Origin of the sequence: Sneathiella sp. HT1-7 (assembly GCF_020731145.1) — a bacterium.
Classification (GTDB): Bacteria; Pseudomonadota; Alphaproteobacteria; order Sneathiellales; family Sneathiellaceae; genus Sneathiella.
Genome location: NZ_JAJFZN010000005.1, coordinates 195323 through 214553, shown reverse-complemented (window position 1 = coordinate 214553; position 19231 = coordinate 195323). Strand labels below are relative to the sequence as shown.

The following is a 19231-nucleotide window of genomic DNA, read 5'->3' as shown; positions in this document are numbered from 1 at the left end:
AACGGATAGTGATGTCGCCGTGCAGGATGACGCCACCGAAGGAATGCCTCTGGAAGGCATCGATGCAGACGATGATACGGAGATTTCCCGCACAGCTTCAGATCTGGAAGCCGTCTTCGACATTCCGGTGCATGTCACCGCAGTTTTGGGGAAATCCCGCATGCGGGTGAGCCAGCTTCTCAAACTCGGCCGTGGCGCCGTTATTGAACTGGACCGGAAAGTCGGTGAAGCGATTGACATTTATGTGAATAACCGGCTGGTCGCACGCGGGGAGGTCGTTGTCGTTGAAGACCGTCTCGGCGTTACGATGACGGAAATCATCAAGGCCGACCGCCGCTAGTAAACATTGGATAGTGCAGTGAACAAAATTGATTTAGCAACGGTTCTGGGTCTGTTTGGCAGCTTTACGCTGGTGACAGGTGCTGTCCTGCTCGGCGGGTCGATTGGCTCTTTCTTCAATTTGCCATCCGTACTGCTGGTGCTTGGCGGAACTTTCCTCGTCACGACGATCAGCTTTTCCCTGACCGATATTGTCCGCGCCCAGAGATTGGTCCTGAATACACTATTCACGCGCAATGTAACGCCCGATCTCGCCGCCTACTCTATGCTCGATCTCGCAGATAAATGCCGCGGCAAAGGTGTCCTGCACCTGCAAAATTACATGCAGTCTCTCGACGAAGAGAGTTTTCAGCGGAAGTCATTGCAACTTGTCGTCGATGGCCTACCCGTGGAAGAGGTCAATCGTATTTTGCAAAATGACCTTAATGGCATGATTGCCCGACACAATGCCTGCTCCAGCGTATTACGAAAAGCGGCGGAAGTCGCCCCGGCCATGGGACTGATCGGCACACTTGTCGGTCTGGTACAAATGCTTGGCAATCTGAATGATCCGTCGAGTATCGGTCCGGCCATGGCCGTTGCCCTGCTCACCACGTTCTATGGGGCTATTCTCGCCAATATGTTCTTTAATCCGCTGGCTTCCAAACTGGAGCGCAATTCAGCGGAAGAAGTTATTCTAAATCGGGTATTCATGCTCGGTGCCACGTCCATCGGACGGCAGGAAAACCCTCGCCGCCTTGAAATGTTGTTAAACACCTTACTGCCGCCCGCAAACCGCGTGCAGTACTACAGTTAAGTTACTAGGAGAGTAAGTCGATGAGGTTGCTTATAATTGGTTCCCTGAACGGTCAAATTGGCGCTGCCAGCCAGATCGCCATATCACGCGGCGCCAAGGTCAGTCAGGTGGACGATATCGAGATGGCCATGGCATCGCTTCGCGCGGGCAAGGGTGCAGACATGGCAATGATCGATGTCAATCTGCCGATTAAGACCCTTGTCACTATGCTTTCCAGTGAACGGATCAACCTTCCCGTCATTGCGTGCGGTGTGAACACTGACGCAACGTCCGCAGCCAACGCCATTCGCGCAGGCGCTAAGGAATTCCTCCCCCTGCCACCGGATCCTGAACTGATCGCTGCCGTCTTGGAAGCTGTATCCCAGGAAAGCAACAAGCTTGTTTTTGCTGATCCTGTCATGAAAGACGTCGTCGCCCTGGCGGAACAGATCGCACCCTCATCCGCGTCCGTTCTGATCAATGGCGAAACGGGAACGGGTAAGGAAGTCATGGCAAGCTATCTGCATACGCACAGCAACCGCGCCGACAAACCCTTTGTTTGTGTCAACTGCGCCGCCATTCCAGAAAACCTGCTGGAATCTGAACTCTTCGGTCATGAAAAAGGAGCCTTTACGGGGGCAATTGCCCGGCGCATCGGCAAGTTCGAAGAAGCCAACGGCGGGACGCTCCTTCTTGATGAAATTAGCGAGATGGACATCCAGTTGCAGGCAAAGCTTCTCCGCGCCATTCAGGAAAAGATGATTGACCGCGTCGGTGGCACCAAGCCGGTTCCGGTCGATATTCGCATCATAGCGACGTCGAACCGCGACCTAGCCGAAGCCGTCGCCGAAAAGTCGTTCCGAGAGGATTTGCTATTCCGGCTCAATGTCGTGACCCTTAAAATTCCGCCCCTTCGCCAACGCACGATCGATATCGAAGTTCTATCCAAGCATTTTGCGAAAAAATACTCGGAGTCAAACGGGCTTGGCGAGCGGCAACTCGACGAGAGTGCCATGGTAAAGCTTAAGGCAAACCCATGGAAAGGGAACGTTCGCGAACTCGAAAACACAATCCATCGTGCTGTTCTTCTCTGTCAGAGCGATACAATCACCGGGGACGCCATTCTTATGCCTGACGGCAGCGCCACCCCGGCAGACCATACAGCGACCGTAACGAACGAAGCAGAAAACGGCGCTGTAGCGGCAAACTCACTCGTCGGGCGAAAAGTCGCGGATGTCGAAAAGGATCTTATCCTGAATACGCTGGATCACTGTTTCGGTAATCGTACTCACGCAGCAAACATACTGGGCATTTCCATACGGACATTACGGAACAAGCTCAAGCTTTATTCTGGCGATGGCGTCGAAATCCCGGCCGCATCCGGAGACAACCGGTATCAGGCGCGCGCCTGATTACCATATGAATTTTTCGAGCTTCGGAGCGTAAACAGTACATGAGTGAACCCCAATCAACAGCCGCAGCGCCACAGGGAGGCAATGAACTCCTTCAGCGGATAGTGCAGATGGTCGGACGCAGCGATATCGGTCTCGCCCTTGGCGTTGTCTGTATCCTGATTGTTCTGATCCTGCCGATGCCAAGCTGGCTGCTGGATTTTAGCCTGGCTATATCAATCACCTTTTCCGTGGTGATCCTGATGACCTGCCTGTTTATTTCCAAACCCCTGGATTTCAGCTCCTTCCCGACGGTGCTTCTGATTGCGACAATGTTGCGGCTTGCCCTTAACCTTGCGTCCACGCGCCTGATCCTGTCGGAAGGCCATACAGGCCCGGATGCCGCCGGTCACGTGATCGCGGCCTTTGGCAGCTTCGTCATGGGCGGTAACTTTGTCATCGGTATCATTGTTTTCTCCATTCTGGTACTGGTGAATTTCGTTGTCATCACCAAAGGTTCCGGCCGTATCGCCGAAGTCGCGGCCCGGTTTTCTCTAGATGCCATGCCCGGCAAGCAAATGGCGATCGACGCCGATCTTTCTGCGGGCATGATCAATGAAGACACGGCCCGCACACGGCGCAAGGAACTGGAGGATGAGAGCGGGTTTTTCGGCTCCATGGACGGTGCCTCGAAATTTGTGCGTGGCGACGCGATTGCCGGTCTTCTGATTACATTTATCAATATCATCGGTGGCATCATTATTGGTGTCGCACAGGAAGGCATGTCCTTCGCTGCAGCCGCAGACAGCTACACGCTCCTCACGGTTGGTGATGGTCTGGTCAGTCAGGTTCCAGCTCTTATCGTCTCCGTTGCGGCGGGCCTTCTGGTTTCGCGCGGCGGTGTTGTCGGCTCTACGGATAAAGCCCTGCTCGGTCAACTTGGTGGCTATCCCCGTGCGCTCGGAGTTAGTTCCTTCCTTCTTGTCGGCCTCTCTCTTCTGCCTGGCGTCCCCATGATCCCCTTTCTGGTATTGGCCGGTGGTATCGGTTATTCCGCATTTGTCCTGAACCGCCGACAGGAAGTAAAGGCCGTCGAGGAAGAGCAGCTTCTGCTTGAAAACAATAAAGCTGCCGTTCCCGCTGAAGAGCCAATTTCTACAGCGCTCGCAATTGACGATCTGCGCCTTGAGCTTGGCTACGGCCTGCTATCCCTGATCAACGATAATGAAGGCTATCGCCTGACCGATCAGATCAAGGCCCTGCGCCGTCAAATCGCCAGTGAAATGGGCTTCGTGATGCCAAGCGTCCGCATCCTCGATAATATGCAGCTACCTGCCAATAACTACCTTGTCCGGGTTAAGGAGGTTGAGGCTGGCGCAGGCGATGTAAGGCCGAACAATCTCCTGATCATGGATCCTCAGGGGCAGAATATCGATCTACCGGGTGAAGAAACAGTCGAGCCGACATTTGGCCTGCCTGCCGTTTGGGTTGATACAGGCCAACGCGAGGAAGCATCATTCCGGGGATATACAATTGTCGATCCGGCAACCGTGATCACGACGCACCTGACTGAAATCCTGAAAGACCATATGCCGGATCTGCTGTCATATGCAGAAACGCAGAAGCTTCTCGACGATCTGCCAAGCGTCAACCAGAAGCTTATTGCCGATCTGATCCCAACCCATATTTCGGTAAGCGGCACCCAGCGCATTTTACAAAATCTTCTTTCCGAGCGAGTCTCCATTCGTGACTTGCCAACCATTCTAGAAGGAATTTCGGAGGCGACAGGATACTCGCAGAATATCAATATCATCACGGAGCACGTTCGTGCCCGGCTGGCACGCCAAATCTCTGCAGTAAACACAGCAGAAGATGGTTATATTCCGTTGATTACGCTTACCCCGCAATGGGAGCAAAATTTCGCCAATGCTATTGTCGGACAGGGAGATGATCGGCAACTATCCATGGCACCAAGTCAGTTGCAGGAATTTATCGCAAGGGTAAGAGAGGTATTTGAAACATTGGCAAGTCAAGGGCATAACCCTGTTATGCTGACAAGTCCGGCGATCCGCCCTTATGTCCGGTCCATCGTGGAACGCTTCCGTCCATCAACGGTAGTTATGTCACAGAACGAAATTCATCCAAAAGCCAGATTAAAAACCCTGGCGCAGGTCTGAGGCAGCGATAGATGCGGATCAAAACCTATACAGCTCCGACCATGGAAAAGGCAATAAATTTGCTGCGCCTTGAAATGGGGCCAGAAGCGATCATCCTGTCCAGCCAAAACATAGACAGCGGTGATGTACAACTGACGGCTGCAGTTGAACAAACCGATACTGTGACGCCGCTAAATAACGGCGCATGGGCGACAGAATGGGATAGCGACTGGAAAGCGGAAGTAGCAGAACCGCCCCGCGCAAAATCAAACGGGAATAACTGTCCACCAAAGAATGCCAAAGCGGTCACCTCCCCATCGGAAACCTCCGACGAGAAACAAATCACACCGAAGATGGAAGCGCTCGTCCAGTCGATGGCCTATCACGGGATTCCGCCAATTCTTGCTGAAAAGCTCTGCCGAACGGCGCTTGCCGTCAAATCGGAAGACACAGAATTGGCCCTCGCGGCAGCACTGGATAGCCATTTTAATTACGCTGCGCGTAGTTCAGGCCACAAACTGCCCATAATGCTTGTCGGTCCGCCCGGCGTTGGCAAAACAACAACGCTTGCAAAATTTGCCGCCGCAGGAAAGCTGGAGGGACGAAAGGTGCATGTTATCACCACGGACACCAGCCGAGCCGGCGCGATTGAGCAGCTAAAGGCATATACGGATATTCTTGAATTTGGTTTTGAAATAGCCGAAACGCCAGAACAGCTCGCATCTCTTGTTCATAAAAAGAAAGAGATAGAGAACATCGATCTCCTTATCGATACCGCCGGTGTTAATGTCTATGATGAGGAGGATGTTACCAAACTTACCCGGCTTATCATTGCCGCCAAGGCAGAACCTGTCGCTGTCCTCGCCGCCGGCACCGATACCGCGGAAATGAGTGATACAGCCGAGGGCTTTGCGACGTTGGGAGCGCGGCGATTGATCGTGACGCGCCTCGATACCACACGGCGCTATGGCGGTGTTTTTACTGCCGCCCATACCGCCAAGCTTAACTTTTCCTACGCTAGCGTATCCTCATCAGTTGCCACCGGTCTCCATACCATCAATCCGGTAAACCTCGCCCGACTGCTATTGAGAGATCCGACCCAACCCAAAGTCGACAAAGAATTTGACAAGGTAAAGCCATGATTCAGACCGAAAGCCCTCTGCGCAACCGTCCATCACACCATCCTGCAACCGAGCCTGCAGGTAAGAACCTCATTACAATTGCGTCAGGTAAGGGTGGTGTCGGCAAAACGGTTCTCGCCATTAGTCTTGCTGAGGCCTTAGCCAAAGCCGGAAAAAAGGTTTTGCTTTTTGACGGGGATGTCGGGCTTGCCAATGTAGACATCCAACTCGGGATCATGCCTGAAAAGGACCTAGCGACCGTTATCACAGGCGAATTGGCATTAAAAGACGTGATTTTTAAGTGCCCTGCAGGAAGGTTCGATCTTATCGCGGGCCGGTCAGGATCAGGTTCTTTAGGCAGTATGTCCGTGGGTCAGCTTAAGAAAGTCCGAGAGGACCTGGCCGCACTCGACAATAAATATGATTTCATCATTTTGGATCTTGGCGCGGGCGTCGATGACGCGGTGAAGACACTTTCAAATGGGCAAGGACCGAAACTGGTGGTCACCACTGGCGACCCAACATCGCTCACTGACGCCTATGCCTATATCAAGGTGACATCACAAATGATGCCGGGGGCAGATCTGCGTGTATTGATAAACATGGCGAAATCAGAGGCTGATGGGCAGAAAATATACGAAAAACTGCTGAGCGCCTGCCGGAATTTCCTGAAATTCGAACCCCCGCTCGCCGGGATTATCGAACTGGATGAGAAGGTTTCCAATGCGATCCGCGCACAGGCCGGACTTATGACACGATACCCGACCAGCAAAGCGGCCGGGAATGTTGACACCCTTGCGCAGAACATCATCAAGGGAGCTGCATAATAATGCGGTAACAATGAATGAGTGGAATTCGCTCACCATCAGGCGTGTCGTCCGGACTGGCCGGCAGCGCCAAATCCCCCTCCTCAGGGCAGGGACCGGTTCAACCGGCGACCCCTGCTGCGCCAACGGGAGAACAGACTGGCCTACCCGCCCGCACACCGCAGCAACCCAAACCATCCGCCACAATCAGCGAAAATACGCCAATAAATGCCGTCGTAATGGCAAAATCCACGAACGACAATATCGTTCTTCACTCCGTTTTTGGCAATTTTCGGATTACCATACCAACTCCCCTGACCGTCGGTAGTCATATCGTCTTTGAAGTAGTCGAAATGCAGGAAGTCATTCTGGCGCGATTACTTGCCATGAATGGCCGGAGTTTTTCTCCGCCTATCGACGTCAGATTATTACCTACTGTTGAGAAGCCAGCCTTTGGCGCGGAAGGATATTTGAAGGCCGGGCAGTTGCATCCGCTTGCGCCAAAATCGGAAACGCAAAACCTTGCCGCTTCATTATCGCCGTCTGACAAGGCCGCAACAATCAACCCGAAAACCCCGGCCCAACTCTCGGCCCTGGTATCACAGCCACCGACCGAAAAACAAGTTCCTCCCCCCACAGGAAACATGGCAGCGATTCAAAGCGAAGGTGTCTCAAAATCAAATCAGGTAGGACTCGCAGCCTATCAGAAGTACCACAATCCCTCAATTCCGGTGGCGCAAGGTGCGGCGGGTCAAACAACGTCTACCCCTATCGAATCACCCAAGTTACCGGATGCAATACAACGGCACATAATTGTTGCTGACGTCCTCCGGCTACCAACTCCGACAACTGTTGAAACACCCAAAGGATCAATTCCGATTTCGGAAGGGACAAAAATCAATCTGGTTGTTCGCCCGCAACAGATGGCTGGTTCCCTCTCTCCCCGTGACGGCCTATTTCAGGGGACGGTAATTGCGCTCAGCAGTGCATCGGCAACCAATGGGAATAGTCGCGTAACCCTGCAAACGCCTATTGGAACGCTCTCCTATACAACAACAACCCCTCCCGCGACGGGGACAACTGTGCAGTTTTCCATCGCGGACCGTATTAATGTTTTCCCTCTTCCCAATGCGGAAATCCAGCAACCTGGCGGGCGTCTTCCTATGATCAGAGTTATGGGAGATTGGCAGAATCTTCGCGAATCCCTTAACCTCGTGGCCCAGCAGGATCCCATCATTGCGCAAACCGTGATCAATCAAATTTTACCACAACCCAACACCCAACTTTCTAACAGTCTGCTGTTCTTCATGGCGGCGTTAAATCTGGGTTCTATCGAGAAATGGCTGGGCCAGGATTTCGCCCATGCCCTGAAAGCAGCGGGCCGCGCCCCTCTTCTGCAAGCGCTCGAAGATGATTTCGCAACTTTTTCACGGTTGCAGTCGGATACCGGCGGACAGGATTGGAAGTCCCTTAACTTCCCTTTTTTCGACGGGCACAACCTGAGACAGGTGCGTATGTTCCATCGACAGAGAAAAGATCCGGACAATGCCGATCCGGATAAAGATACGACCCGCTTTGTAATCGAGCTTAATTTAACTAAAACAGGGCAGCTACAGCTTGATGGTCTCTTCAAGCAAAGCATCTTTGATCTCGCAGTTCGCAGCCATCAGGCAATCCCGGAGGAAATGCGCCTCCACATTGGTAAGCTTTTCAATGAGCATATGGAAATTTCAGGCCTAAAAGGACAGCTAATTTTCAAGGCGGTTCCCTCGTTTCCCATTGAGCCGCTGTCAGAATGGGAAAGCGGTCATGATATCGCCAGCAGCATTTAAATGCCAAGCTCCGTGCGCACGGCCTTGGTAAGCTTAGCCTTTATGATGGAATAGGCTTCGTGAATATAGGTTTCTATATCCTGATCCGTCATCGCACCCCTCTCAACCAGTTGTACCCATTTCGCCCTCGCGAGATAGGGCGCCGGAATGATGCCATCCTGTTCAATAAGGATTGCATAGGTAAGATCGCTGCACTTAAAACCAATTTTCTCTGCCTTCCCCGGTCCCCAGTTTGAACAGATGGCGAAAATCTTCCCTCCAACCTTCCAGACAGACGCATTTCCCCACTGCACGACATTGGTGACGGCGGGCAGGGTGTTACAGAACCGGTCAAACTCGTCTCTCGTCATTATTTACCTTTCCTCCCATAATAATGGTCCTGTCCTTAAGTTTGCATAACATACTCCCAACATTCGACCTTGATAGATCGCGATCGCTGCGCCATATTCCCGGTCAAATTCACACGATTAGGAATAGGATAGATGTTCGTTGTTGCAGCGCTTTATAAATTTGTAGCCCTGCCCGATTATGAGCAGTTGCAGGGGCGATTGCTCGCGCTTTGTCAGGAGAATAATATTCAGGGCACGCTCCTGCTTGCCGAAGAAGGAATCAACGGAACCGTCGCGGGCACACGCGCAGCGATAGACGCCTTGCTCGCTTTCCTCAAGACCGATCCAAGGTTTGATGATTTGCAACACAAGGAATCCTTGAATGAGAAGCAACCCTTCTACCGGATGAAGGTCCGCCTTAAGAAGGAGATCGTGACCCTGGGAGCACCGGGCCTTGACCCCCGGAAGGCTGTCGGCACCTATGTTAAACCGGAAAATTGGGATGCCTTGATAAACGATCCAGATACCTTGCTCATCGACACCCGTAACGACTATGAGGTTGAGGTCGGGACCTTCAAAGGTGCGGTAAATCCAGAGACAGCAACATTCCGGGAGTTTAAAAAATTCGTCGAGGAAAAACTCGATCCTGTACGCGATAAAAAGGTTGCGATGTTCTGCACCGGCGGAATTCGCTGCGAAAAATCGACGTCCTATCTTCTCTCCAAGGGATTTGAGAATGTCTACCATCTTGAAGGCGGCATCTTGAAATATCTTGAGGAAATTCCGAAAGAAGAAAGCAGTTGGGAAGGTGAATGTTTCGTTTTTGACCAACGCGTCACAGTCAACCACAACCTTGAAAAGGGTTCTTACGATCAATGTTACGCATGCCGATATCCAATCACGGAAGAAGATAAGGAATCGCCGCTCTATATAGAGGGGATTTCCTGCCCGCGCTGTCATGACAGCCTGAGCGAAGAGCAGAAAAAACGCTTCGCGGATCGCCAAAAACAGATTGACCTCGCGAAGGCAAGAAACGAAACCCATATCGGCGGCAAGTAGCTGTCTTTTCGTCACTGTTTCAAATTTACGAACTTAATCAGCGTTTCTATTGATGAGAAAGACGCTGCGGCCATAAATGGTGCGAAGGAACCAGTTTTAATAATTCCCTCTGCCGCATCTATCATTGCGCCATAGGCAACCCGGGCAAAGGCTGAACCAACGCTGATCCGTTTCACTCCTGCGGCTTCAAGCTCGGTGATCGTCACGCCCGGAAGGCCGATACCAGCGACAACATTGAGCGGCTTTGACACTTCCTTACAGACCGTCTTTATAGCCTGTAAATCGGGAAGTGCCGGCGCATACAGCACATCCGCCCCGACCATTTCAAAGCATTGGAGGCGCATCAAAGTATCTCCAAAATCTGGTCGGTTAAAAAGGTAGTTTTCAGCCCTCGCCGTCAGCATGAAAGGTCTATCCAGTCCTCTTACAACTTCAGCAGCCGCAGCGATTCTGTCAATCGCTTGCGCCCGTTCGTAAATGGGGTTATCCGGATCACCCGTCGTATCCTCAATCGTGCAGCCCGCGAGTCCAATTTCGGCAGCCAGCCGGACTGTCTCCGCCACCTCTTCAGGCGTATGACCATATCCGTTTTCGAGATCAGCGCTAACCGGTAACGTCGTTGCCGCGATAATCCCGGCGGCATGCTCCAGCGCTTCTTCCCGACTGATTTCACCGATTGAAGTACCTTTGCCTGAAGAAAAGGCAAACCCGGCGCTCGTCGTTGCCAAGGCGCTAAATCCAAGCGCCGTCAGCATCTTCGCTGATCCCGCGTCCCAAGGGTTAGGAAGAACAAATGCTTTCTCCCGCAAATGCAAGGCCCTAAAAATTTCCGCTCTTTCACGAATATCAACCGGCATATGTCCTCCAATCTCATATGTTCATGTTTTGTTCACATTGGAGCATTTGAGAATAGTATGCAAGAAAAATCACATGCATTTTGAGGGAAGGTTGATCGAGTTATCTCAACCCACCCTTACGCCGATGGAGATCAATGGCAAGCTCATCCAGACTCATTTGCTCAACCCTGTTCCGCTCATATTTTTCCTTAATTCCACGTGCTTCGAGCGCGACCTGATATTTTTTGAGTTCCTGATAACAGATGGTTACCTCTTCATTCAGTGCGGCAATCTTGGTGTCTATTTCTTCAATGCTTGCCTTAATATTTTCTCTTTGCTGCTTCGCAGCAGCAGCATAGTTCGCAAAAGAGAAGCCAACCTCCAGATTGGCCCCGGCAACATCCTGCTCCCGCAGTTGTTCTTCTTCAAGGCTTCGTAATTGTTTCACAAAACTTGCGTGCAATTCTTCAAAATCGACAAGTTCCCGCCGCTTTTCGTCAAGTTTCCATTTATGGACCCTGATTAAACTATCCAGGCCCTTCATGATGATTTTAACCTCAAAGCATCATCCTCCGCCTTAAACCGTTTCAAGATCTGGTTGCTGCGCCAGTATTTCGGACAGGGCAGCAAAGCATTCGGGCAGGCTGGCCCGATCGGTCTTGCCCTGACTCATGAACTCTTCCAGCATCGGGAAAAAATGTATGGCCTCATCAACTAAAGGATCTGCACCCCGTCGATATGCTCCCAAGCGGATCATTTCTGCCATGTCGTCATAGGTTGAGAGATATTGCTTCGCCTTCGATATGAGAACATTTTCAGCGTCACTATTGCACCCGGGCATCGTCCGAGAGATAGATTTGAGAACATTAATGGCCGGATAGCGGCCTCGCTCCGCGATCTGTCGCTCCATCACTATATGACCATCTAGAATTCCCCGGACGGCGTCCGCGACAGGTTCGTTGTGATCATCACCCTCAACAAGAACGGTAAATAGCCCCGTGATACTGCCTTTTCCGGAACCTGGCCCGGCACGTTCAAGCAATTTTGGCAGTTCACTGAAAACGGTTGGCGTATAGCCCTTACTTGTCGGAGGTTCACCGCCCGAAAGACCAATATCACGTTGCGCCATGGCAAATCTGGTAACACTATCCATCAGACAAAGCACATCGCGATCCTCATCGCGGAAATATTCCGCAAGAGAAAGCGTCAGGTAAGCGGCCTGACGTCGCATAAGCGCAGATTCATCTGATGTCGCAACAACGACAATACTTCGCTTCAGGCCTTCCTCGCCGAGGTCATCCTTGATAAATTCCTGTACTTCCCGGCCACGTTCACCGATCAAGCCAATCACATTGATGTCTGCCGCAGTATTTCGGGCAAGCATGGAAAACAACACCGATTTACCAACGCCGGAACCTGCAAATATGCCCATTCTCTGTCCGCGACAACAAGTCACGAAAGTATTCAGGGCGCGAACACCAAGATCTATTTTCTCACCGACCCGTTGACGGGCGTGCGCCGGTGGCGGTGCATTCCGAAAAGGAACAGCTCGGTTTCCGGATTTGAGTGGCGGACCGCCATCAATCGGTTCTCCCATGGCATTGACCACCCGGCCAAGCCAGCTTTCATTCGGAAAGATGACCGGATCGCGCTCAGCAATTTCTGCCTTACAACCAATGCCAATCCCTTCCAGAACGCCAAACGGCATGAGTAACGCACGATCATCACGGAAACCGACCACCTCGCAGTTTACCTTACCGCCGCCGCGGGCGCGTAAATTAACGCGGCTGCCAATACTCAGTTGTCTTTGTATGCCGCCGATTTCCACCAACAGCCCCATTATTGCAACCACGCGGCCGTAATATTGCGCTGTAGGAACCCGATCGATTTCCGAAATAATGCTTTGCACGAAAGACGCCTCGCTTAACTTGTTTGTAGGACCCTGATCTCGGTAAGTTAAGTCATTTTGACAGATACATTTTAATGTTTAGTAAATGCCGTCATACGAAGTTAACAAAGATAGTTAATTTTTATCTTTTGTTTTAACTAATTGTTAAGTTAAGTTGTTAATAATAGTTGGAGTACAGGAGGTACAATATATGCGTGTACTATTGATAGAAGATGATAGCTCAATGGCTCGTGGCATCGAATTGATGCTGAGCGCAGAGGGTCTTAATGTTTACACGACCGACCTCGGTGAAGAGGGCGTAGATCTTGGCAAACTTTATGACTATGACATTATTATATTGGATTTGGGCCTGCCTGATATGTCCGGTTACGACGTCTTGAAAAAGCTTCGTACGGCAAAGGTATCAACGCCCATTCTGATTTTATCCGGCATGTCTGAACCTGATGACAAAGTTAAGGGTTTGGGCTTCGGTGCGGATGACTACTTAACCAAGCCTTTTAATAAAGATGAACTTGTCGCACGTATTCATGCGATTGTTCGCCGTTCGAAAGGCCACGCACAATCCACTATTGAGACTGGCAAGCTTACGGTCAACCTGGACTCCAAATCTGTCGAAGTCAGCGGCCAGCGCCTGCACCTCACCGGCAAAGAATACGGCATGCTCGAACTGCTCAGCTTGCGCAAGGGCACAACATTGACGAAGGAAATGTTCCTCAACCACCTCTATGGGGGCATGGACGAGCCAGAACTCAAAATCATCGACGTTTTCGTTTGCAAACTGCGCAAGAAGCTTGCCGCAGCAACCGCCGGCGACAATTATATCGAAACGGTTTGGGGTCGGGGATATGTTCTTCGCGATCCAGAAGAGAATCTTCAGGCCCGCGCGAGCTAGCCTTCTCCTAAATACCGAAACGTCATTCATTAAAAAGCCCCGCAGTAGTCTATACTGCGGGGCTTTTATTTGAATATTATCAGAGAGAGCTTGCTCAGTTGCGCTGCCGATCGTCAGGATTAACTGGCGGCCGCCATCAATCCGCCATTGACTGAAGTATAAACCCCGCGCTGACCGTCAACCGGTTTAAAACTGTCACAAATACCCAGGACAGTTTCCGCGCCGCCCAAGAAAAGCGCGCCATCATCAGCGAGAATTTTATGGACTTGTGTCAATACTTTGCTTTTCGTCGGCTGATCAAAATAAATCAGAACATTCCGGCAAAAAACGACATCGAACTGACCCAAGCTTCCGAGATCCTCCAAGAGGTTCTTCGGTTGGAACTTAACCATCGCCCGGATAGAACTATCGATCTGCCACATCTCACCGACCTGCTGAAAATGCTTCATAAGCAGTTGAATGGGGAGTCCGCGCTGCACCTCAAACTGAGAATATAACCCGGCTTTGGCTTTCTCCAGAACCTCCTGCGAGATATCAGTCGCCATAATTTCCACACGCCAGCCAGCCATTTTAGCGGCCTCTTCCTTCAACAGCATGGCAATTGAGTAGGGCTCCTGCCCGGTCGAGCATGCCGCCGTCCATATCCGTAGAGTTTTTTTCGTGGCCCGCGCCTTCAAAAGCTGCGGCAGCACGACATCTCGGAAAGTATCAAATGGCTTGGTGTCCCGGAAGAAGAATGTCTCGTTGGTCGTCATCGCCTCGGTGATTTCTTCCAAAAGGCGATCATCTTTGTACCGACGAACTTCTTCCGCCAATGCTTCGAGATTTTCCAATCCGCGCCGACGCGCAAGAGGAACCAACCTGCTTTCCAGCAAATATATTTTCTCTTCTGTCAGCACCAATCCGGAGCGTGAATTGACAATTTCACCGAAGAGTTGGAAGTCCTGACTATTCATACGGGCCTCCCCTTGAGAATATTTTCAATCGCACCAGGGATTTTTTCCAATGGGAACACCCCATTGCACAAATCGGCAGAGGCAACAGCTCCCGGCATTCCCCAAACAACACTTGTTTCTTCATCCTGACCAATCACCACTGCTCCTGACTCCGCAAGTTTCTTGCAACCTTCCAGTCCATCATGTCCCATACCTGTCAAAATAACCGCCAACACATCACTACCGTAAGCGGTCATCAGACTCCTAAGCATCGGATCTACGGATGGACGGCAATAGTTTTCTGGGGGTTCCTGATTTAACTTGATGACAACATCAGTGCCTTTTCTAACCACCGTCATATGCCAATCCCCAGGTGCCACGTAAACGCGATTTTCAAGAACCTTTTCACCGTCTGATGCTTCCCTGCAGTCCTTGCCGTAGATCTTGCTCAAATGCTCTGCAAGAATTGCTGTGAAGGTAGCCGGCATATGCTGGGTGATCAAAATCGGCAAGCTTGTTTTTCCTTTGAGGGCTTCAAAGGTTTTAAATAGCGCTTGCGGACCACCCGTGGATGAACCGATAGCGATCACTTTAGGCGCAAGGTTCTTTCCATAGGGTCGCAAGTTAAAAGTCGATTTTTTATGAAGTGGCGCTGGTGCTGTCTCACCAAGTAGCGTCGGCTTTAAGGTCGGCCGCGGTGCAACTTTACCCGCCTTACGATCTCGCAAGCGTCGTGTTTGTCCAAGAGCCCTGATTTTTTCCAGCAAGCCTCTGTGGAATTCTTCTTTCTCATTGACGTCGCGAGTCGATTCCGGCTTCGCAATATAATCCGCGGCCCCCATGGCCAGCGCTTTCAAACTGACATCCGCATTTCGCCGTGTCAGTGTGGACGCCATAATAACTTGAACGGACTTGTCCAGCTGAACAAGACGCGGCAGCGCCGTAAGGCCATCCATTTCCGGCATCTCGATATCAAGGATTACCAATTCCGGGAGGGTGCGCTCAAATTCACGAAGGGCAGCAACACCATTGTTAGCAATAGCAACAACCTGAATATCCGATTCCGCTTCAAGCCAGCGCGTTAGAAAGCCGCGTATAACTGCGGAATCATCGACGATCATGATCCGGTAAGGATCTTTGTTCGTCTCAATCGGCAGACTTGTTATCGTGTCGGCTTGCACCACCTAGAGAACCCCCACTTGAGAGAATTTCGCTTCAATAATCGCGCGATCGAAAGGTTTCATAATATATTCATTGGCGCCCGCAGAAATGGCCTCACGAATATGCGCCATATCATTCTCTGTCGTGCAAAAGATCACGACGGGCTGTTCCCCATTCTCGGAATTCCGTAGCGTCCGCAGAAAATCAATTCCGTTCATCACCGGCATATTCCAATCGAGGAGGATGACATCCGGCATTTTTTCAAGGCACGCGTTCAATGCACCCTTGCCGTCTTCTGCCTCAAGGATACCGAAACTCAAATCTTCCAGAATACGTCTCGCGACCATGCGAACAACTTTGGAATCATCAACAATCAAACAGGATGGCATCTTGTTTCTCCGTTCTTTCTCACGCCGCGATGGTCGAACTGTCTGCGAAATTCAAAAGTTGCTCGATTTGCATTAGGACGAGCAACTTGTTTTCAAGCCGGTACACACCGCCAGATATTTCTTTCCAGCAAGAATTCAGTGTGACAGGAGTTGGCTGCAACTCATTTAGATCCAGGCTGAGCACTTCGCCAACACTATCTATCAGAAGACTATAGGGTTCACCCTGATGCTCGACGACAATACTCATGCTGTTTTCATCTTCCTCTCGCTCCGGCAGGCCAAGGCGCTTGCGCACATCGATGGCCGTCACAATACGGCCGCGAAGGTTGAGGGCGCCGGCAACTTCGGGCGGTGCCAGCGGAATTTTCGTAAGATTTAGACCCCGAAGTACATCATGGACTTCTAGAACCGGAATACCAAAGAGTTGGTCCGAAATGAAAACAGTAACATAATCATGCATATTGGTTTCGGTCATTTTGCACTCCCACTTTCCTTAAGAGTCTGCGAAAGCGCGGACATCAATGAATCTCTGTCAAACTTTGCTATATAATCTGAGAAACCTACGGCGCGCCCACGATCGAAATCACCAGGCGTCGTGTGGGAGGACAAGGCGACAATCGGCGTCTCATTCCATCTGTCATCCCCTTTAATTTCTTCGGCGAACGTGAAACCATCCATTTCCGGCATCTCAATGTCGCTGACGATGATGTCAAATGTTTCGCCGATATCTCTCTTTTTCAAAGCCTCTGCGCCATTCTCTGCTGTCGAAACGTCATAACCCGCCGTTTTTAGAAGTGGTACGAGCATGTTCCGGAAGAATGGACTGTCATCGACCAGCAGGACTTTCTGTTTCTCGCCGTTATGGCCGAAAGGTCGTGTCTCCGTATCCCCAAACCAGCTACCAAAGCATTTGCTCAAGCAGTAACCGACATCAATTATATCGGTCGCCTTTTCGCGAATAACGGCACTGCCGACATAGCCATCGCGTTCCGATAACATTTCCACATCGAGATGGTCTTCGACAATATCGACAATTTCTTCAACCAAAAGCCCCATTGTACGATCTTGATCACTAAAGACCAGGACAGGTTGTCGTCCCTCTTCCCTGATTTCTATATTGTCTTCGATCGTCGTCAGCGGCATCAATTGACCACGATACTGGACAACTTTCCTGCCATTCGCTTCTTCGATTGTACCGACGTCAATTTCTTCAAGGCGCGCCACCAGAGAAAGTGGAACGGCTTTCGGATCCTTTCCGCCAGCACGGAAGACAAGGAGCGCAATTTTCTCATCTTGCACCTGCGCCTGTTTTGTTTCTTCTTTCGACGCACCATCTGTATTGACCACGGCGTCACCGGACATAGCGGCAATTCCATTCGGGTCAAGGATCATGATAACACTGCCATCCCCGAGGATCGTATTTCCTGAGAAAATGGACAGGTTTTTCAAAATCGGCGCAATTGGCTTGACGACAATTTCTTCCGTATCAAACACCCGGTCCACAACTATGCCGAACACATAACTGGCGACCTGAATAACGATGATAAACTCTTCAGAGCCTTTAACTTCGCTTTTATCCGCAACTTCATCCGCAGCTGTTTCAAGGCGCATGATTTCATTCAGATGCACAAGCGGCAACAGATGATCACGCAATCTAAGAACCGGCGAGCCATTAATCATTTCAATTGTATGATCGCTGGTATTATTGGTTGAAGCACGAACGAGTTCAACCACACTCGTCTGCGGGACGGCAAATCTTTCACCGCAACATTCAACAATCAACGCAGACACAATCGCGAGTGTCAGCGGAATTTTAATGGTGAAAGTTGACCCTTTGCCTTCTTCAGACGTCAGGGCAATCGTCCCGCCAATCTTCTCGATATTGGAGCGAACGACATCCATGCCGACCCCACGGCCAGATACATTGGTTACTTTTTCCGCAGTGGAGAAGCCGGCACGCATGATGAAATTTTGGATTTGCTGCTTGCTCATCCCTTCCAATTCAGCTTCGCTCGCCAAACCGTTTTCGATAACCTTCTGCTTTATTTTTTCACTGTTCAGACCGCGCCCATCATCCGTAATCTTGATGATGATATGACCACCTTCATGAAAGGCTTCGAGAACAATCTTGCCCGTTTGTTGTTTACCCGCCGCCTTGCGATCTTCGGGTACTTCAAGCCCATGATCCGCTGAATTTCGCACCATATGGGTAAGCGGATCCTTGATCAACTCAAGCACCTGACGATCGAGTTCTGTTTCCGCGCCATGCATGACCAGATCGATTTTCTTGCCCAATTCATGGCTGAGATCCCGCACAATACGTGGCAGTTTCGACCAAGCATTTCCGATCGGCTGCATGCGTGTTTTCATCAGCCCTTCCTGCAACTCGGTTGTTACATGGCTTAGGCGTTGCAGCGGAACCGTAAATTCATTGTCATCCATCCCGCGAACCATCTGCAGGAGCTGATTTCGAGTCAGCACAAGTTCACTCACCATCGTCATAAGATTTTCTAGCATCTGCACATTTACGCGAATGCTCTGATTGGCGATGTTAGATTCTTTTGTTGTTTTCTCGGCGGCCGGCTTCTTTTCTTCAAGCGGCGCCTCTTCTTGCTGTAGCTCTAAGGATTCAACAATCTCGTCCGGACCTTCCGCTGCCTGGAACGCCGCTTCAAGTTCAGCCTCAGAAACCTCACCGGGTCGCAGTTCTTCTTCCGCTAAATCCTCGTCTGGACCTTCCGCAGCCTGAAATGCCGCTTCAAGCTCTGCCTCGGAAACCTTTCCAGCCGGCAGTTCTTCCTGCTCTGGCTCCGGTGCTGCCTCCTTAGGCGCCTCTCCGAACGCGACATCGTTTAGACGGGCAATCAAATCCGCATCATTTCCAGCGGGCTCTTCTTCAGTCTCCTCGATCGTGGCCAGAATGTCCTTGATGGCATCCATTGCTTCGAGAATAAGCGTCACAACATCTGCGGTAACGGTCAGTTCCTTGTCGCGAATTTTCCCGAGAACATTTTCTCCGGCATGTGCAACAGCCTCCAGTCTTGGCAAACCTAGAAACCCGCATGTTCCCTTAATGGTATGAACAAGACGAAATATATTGTCGATCTGACTTTCGTCGCTCGGATCCTGCTCCAAAACAACAATGGAGGCGTCAACGATACCAATGTTTTCATTGGTTTCCGTAAGAAATTCACTTAAAAGATCATCCATTCGGCTGCGCTCTTTCTGCTTCTTTACTTTCGTTTCTGGAAACTGAAGTTCCTAGAAATATTCGGGTACAGAATGCCGGATATAGGTTAAC

Annotated in this window: 18 protein-coding genes; 9 read left to right on the top strand and 9 right to left on the bottom strand. The window is 50.8% G+C overall.

Annotated features, from left to right (window positions below; genetic code table 11):
* The first annotated feature begins 43 nt into the window (after positions 1-43).
* Genes fliN through LKE13_RS17185 form a run of 7 tightly spaced genes read left to right on the top strand, consistent with a single transcriptional unit; the run spans position 44 to position 8420 of the window.
* Positions 44-340 carry a flagellar motor switch protein FliN gene (gene fliN / locus LKE13_RS17215; RefSeq protein ID WP_265334961.1) on the top strand — a complete coding sequence of 99 codons (297 nt, stop codon included), beginning with the start codon at positions 44-46 and terminating at the stop codon, positions 338-340.
* Between the two features lie 18 nt (positions 341-358).
* Complete coding sequence (locus LKE13_RS18815) at positions 359-1135, top strand: motility protein A (RefSeq protein ID WP_227952828.1); 777 nt, start codon at positions 359-361, stop codon at positions 1133-1135.
* 20 nt (positions 1136-1155) lie between these two features.
* Entirely contained in the window at positions 1156-2526 is a 1371-nt protein-coding gene (locus LKE13_RS17205; RefSeq protein WP_227952826.1) for a sigma-54-dependent transcriptional regulator, read from the top strand.
* Between the two features lie 41 nt (positions 2527-2567).
* Positions 2568-4682, top strand: a complete 2115-nt coding sequence (gene flhA, locus LKE13_RS17200; protein ID WP_227952824.1) for a flagellar biosynthesis protein FlhA — start codon at positions 2568-2570, stop codon at positions 4680-4682.
* A gap of 11 nt (positions 4683-4693) precedes the next feature.
* Positions 4694-5803, top strand: coding sequence for a hypothetical protein (locus LKE13_RS17195; protein ID WP_227952822.1), 1110 nt, complete (start codon positions 4694-4696; stop codon positions 5801-5803).
* Positions 5800-6609, top strand: a complete 810-nt coding sequence (locus LKE13_RS17190) for an AAA family ATPase (RefSeq protein ID WP_265334949.1) — start codon at positions 5800-5802, stop codon at positions 6607-6609. The genes LKE13_RS17195 and LKE13_RS17190 overlap by 4 nt, the downstream gene beginning before the upstream one ends.
* A gap of 17 nt (positions 6610-6626) precedes the next feature.
* On the top strand, positions 6627-8420 hold the full coding sequence (locus LKE13_RS17185; RefSeq protein ID WP_227952820.1) for a hypothetical protein: 1794 nt from the start codon (positions 6627-6629) through the stop codon (positions 8418-8420).
* Here the strand turns inward: LKE13_RS17185 and LKE13_RS17180 are convergent.
* Positions 8417-8770 (bottom strand): MmcQ/YjbR family DNA-binding protein, encoded by a 354-nt coding sequence (locus tag LKE13_RS17180; protein ID WP_227952817.1) that lies wholly within the window; start codon positions 8768-8770, stop codon positions 8417-8419. The genes LKE13_RS17185 and LKE13_RS17180 overlap by 4 nt on opposite strands.
* A 132-nt stretch (positions 8771-8902) precedes the next feature.
* Between LKE13_RS17180 and LKE13_RS17175 the strand changes: the two genes are divergently transcribed.
* The gene (locus tag LKE13_RS17175) at positions 8903-9808 is read left to right on the top strand and encodes a rhodanese-related sulfurtransferase (protein ID WP_227952816.1); all 906 of its coding nucleotides are present in this window, start codon (positions 8903-8905) and stop codon (positions 9806-9808) included.
* Positions 9809-9819: 11 nt separating this feature from the next.
* Here the strand turns inward: LKE13_RS17175 and LKE13_RS17170 are convergent, their stop codons facing one another.
* From LKE13_RS17170 to fliI, 3 genes are all read right to left on the bottom strand, one after another.
* Complete coding sequence (locus LKE13_RS17170) at positions 9820-10665, bottom strand: isocitrate lyase/PEP mutase family protein (RefSeq protein WP_227952813.1); 846 nt, start codon at positions 10663-10665, stop codon at positions 9820-9822.
* A 100-nt stretch (positions 10666-10765) separates the two neighbouring features.
* Entirely contained in the window at positions 10766-11188 is a 423-nt protein-coding gene (locus LKE13_RS17165; RefSeq protein ID WP_227952811.1) for a hypothetical protein, read from the bottom strand.
* A 33-nt stretch (positions 11189-11221) separates the two neighbouring features.
* On the bottom strand, positions 11222-12553 hold the full coding sequence (fliI, locus tag LKE13_RS17160) for a flagellar protein export ATPase FliI (RefSeq protein WP_227952809.1): 1332 nt from the start codon (positions 12551-12553) through the stop codon (positions 11222-11224).
* A 190-nt stretch (positions 12554-12743) separates the two neighbouring features.
* On the opposite strand from fliI, the gene ctrA reads away from it, so the two are divergent.
* Positions 12744-13445, top strand: a complete 702-nt coding sequence (ctrA, locus tag LKE13_RS17155) for a response regulator transcription factor CtrA (RefSeq protein ID WP_227952807.1) — start codon at positions 12744-12746, stop codon at positions 13443-13445.
* A 119-nt stretch (positions 13446-13564) separates the two neighbouring features.
* On the opposite strand, the gene LKE13_RS17150 is transcribed toward ctrA, so the two are convergent.
* The 5 genes from LKE13_RS17150 to LKE13_RS17130 form a co-directional block, all read right to left on the bottom strand.
* Positions 13565-14401: a CheR family methyltransferase gene (locus LKE13_RS17150; protein ID WP_227952805.1), complete on the bottom strand. Its 837-nt coding sequence runs from the start codon at positions 14399-14401 to the stop codon at positions 13565-13567.
* Positions 14398-15501 (bottom strand): protein-glutamate methylesterase/protein-glutamine glutaminase, encoded by a 1104-nt coding sequence (locus LKE13_RS17145; protein ID WP_265334959.1) that lies wholly within the window; start codon positions 15499-15501, stop codon positions 14398-14400. Before LKE13_RS17145 ends, LKE13_RS17150 begins: the two co-directional genes overlap by 4 nt.
* 63 nt (positions 15502-15564) lie before the next feature.
* Complete coding sequence (locus tag LKE13_RS17140) at positions 15565-15930, bottom strand: response regulator (protein WP_227952801.1); 366 nt, start codon at positions 15928-15930, stop codon at positions 15565-15567.
* Positions 15931-15949: 19 nt separating this feature from the next.
* Positions 15950-16405: a chemotaxis protein CheW gene (locus LKE13_RS17135; RefSeq protein WP_227952800.1), complete on the bottom strand. Its 456-nt coding sequence runs from the start codon at positions 16403-16405 to the stop codon at positions 15950-15952.
* Positions 16402-19140 (bottom strand): chemotaxis protein CheW, encoded by a 2739-nt coding sequence (locus tag LKE13_RS17130; protein WP_227952799.1) that lies wholly within the window; start codon positions 19138-19140, stop codon positions 16402-16404. Before LKE13_RS17130 ends, LKE13_RS17135 begins: the two co-directional genes overlap by 4 nt.
* Between the last annotated feature and the right edge of the window lie 91 nt (positions 19141-19231).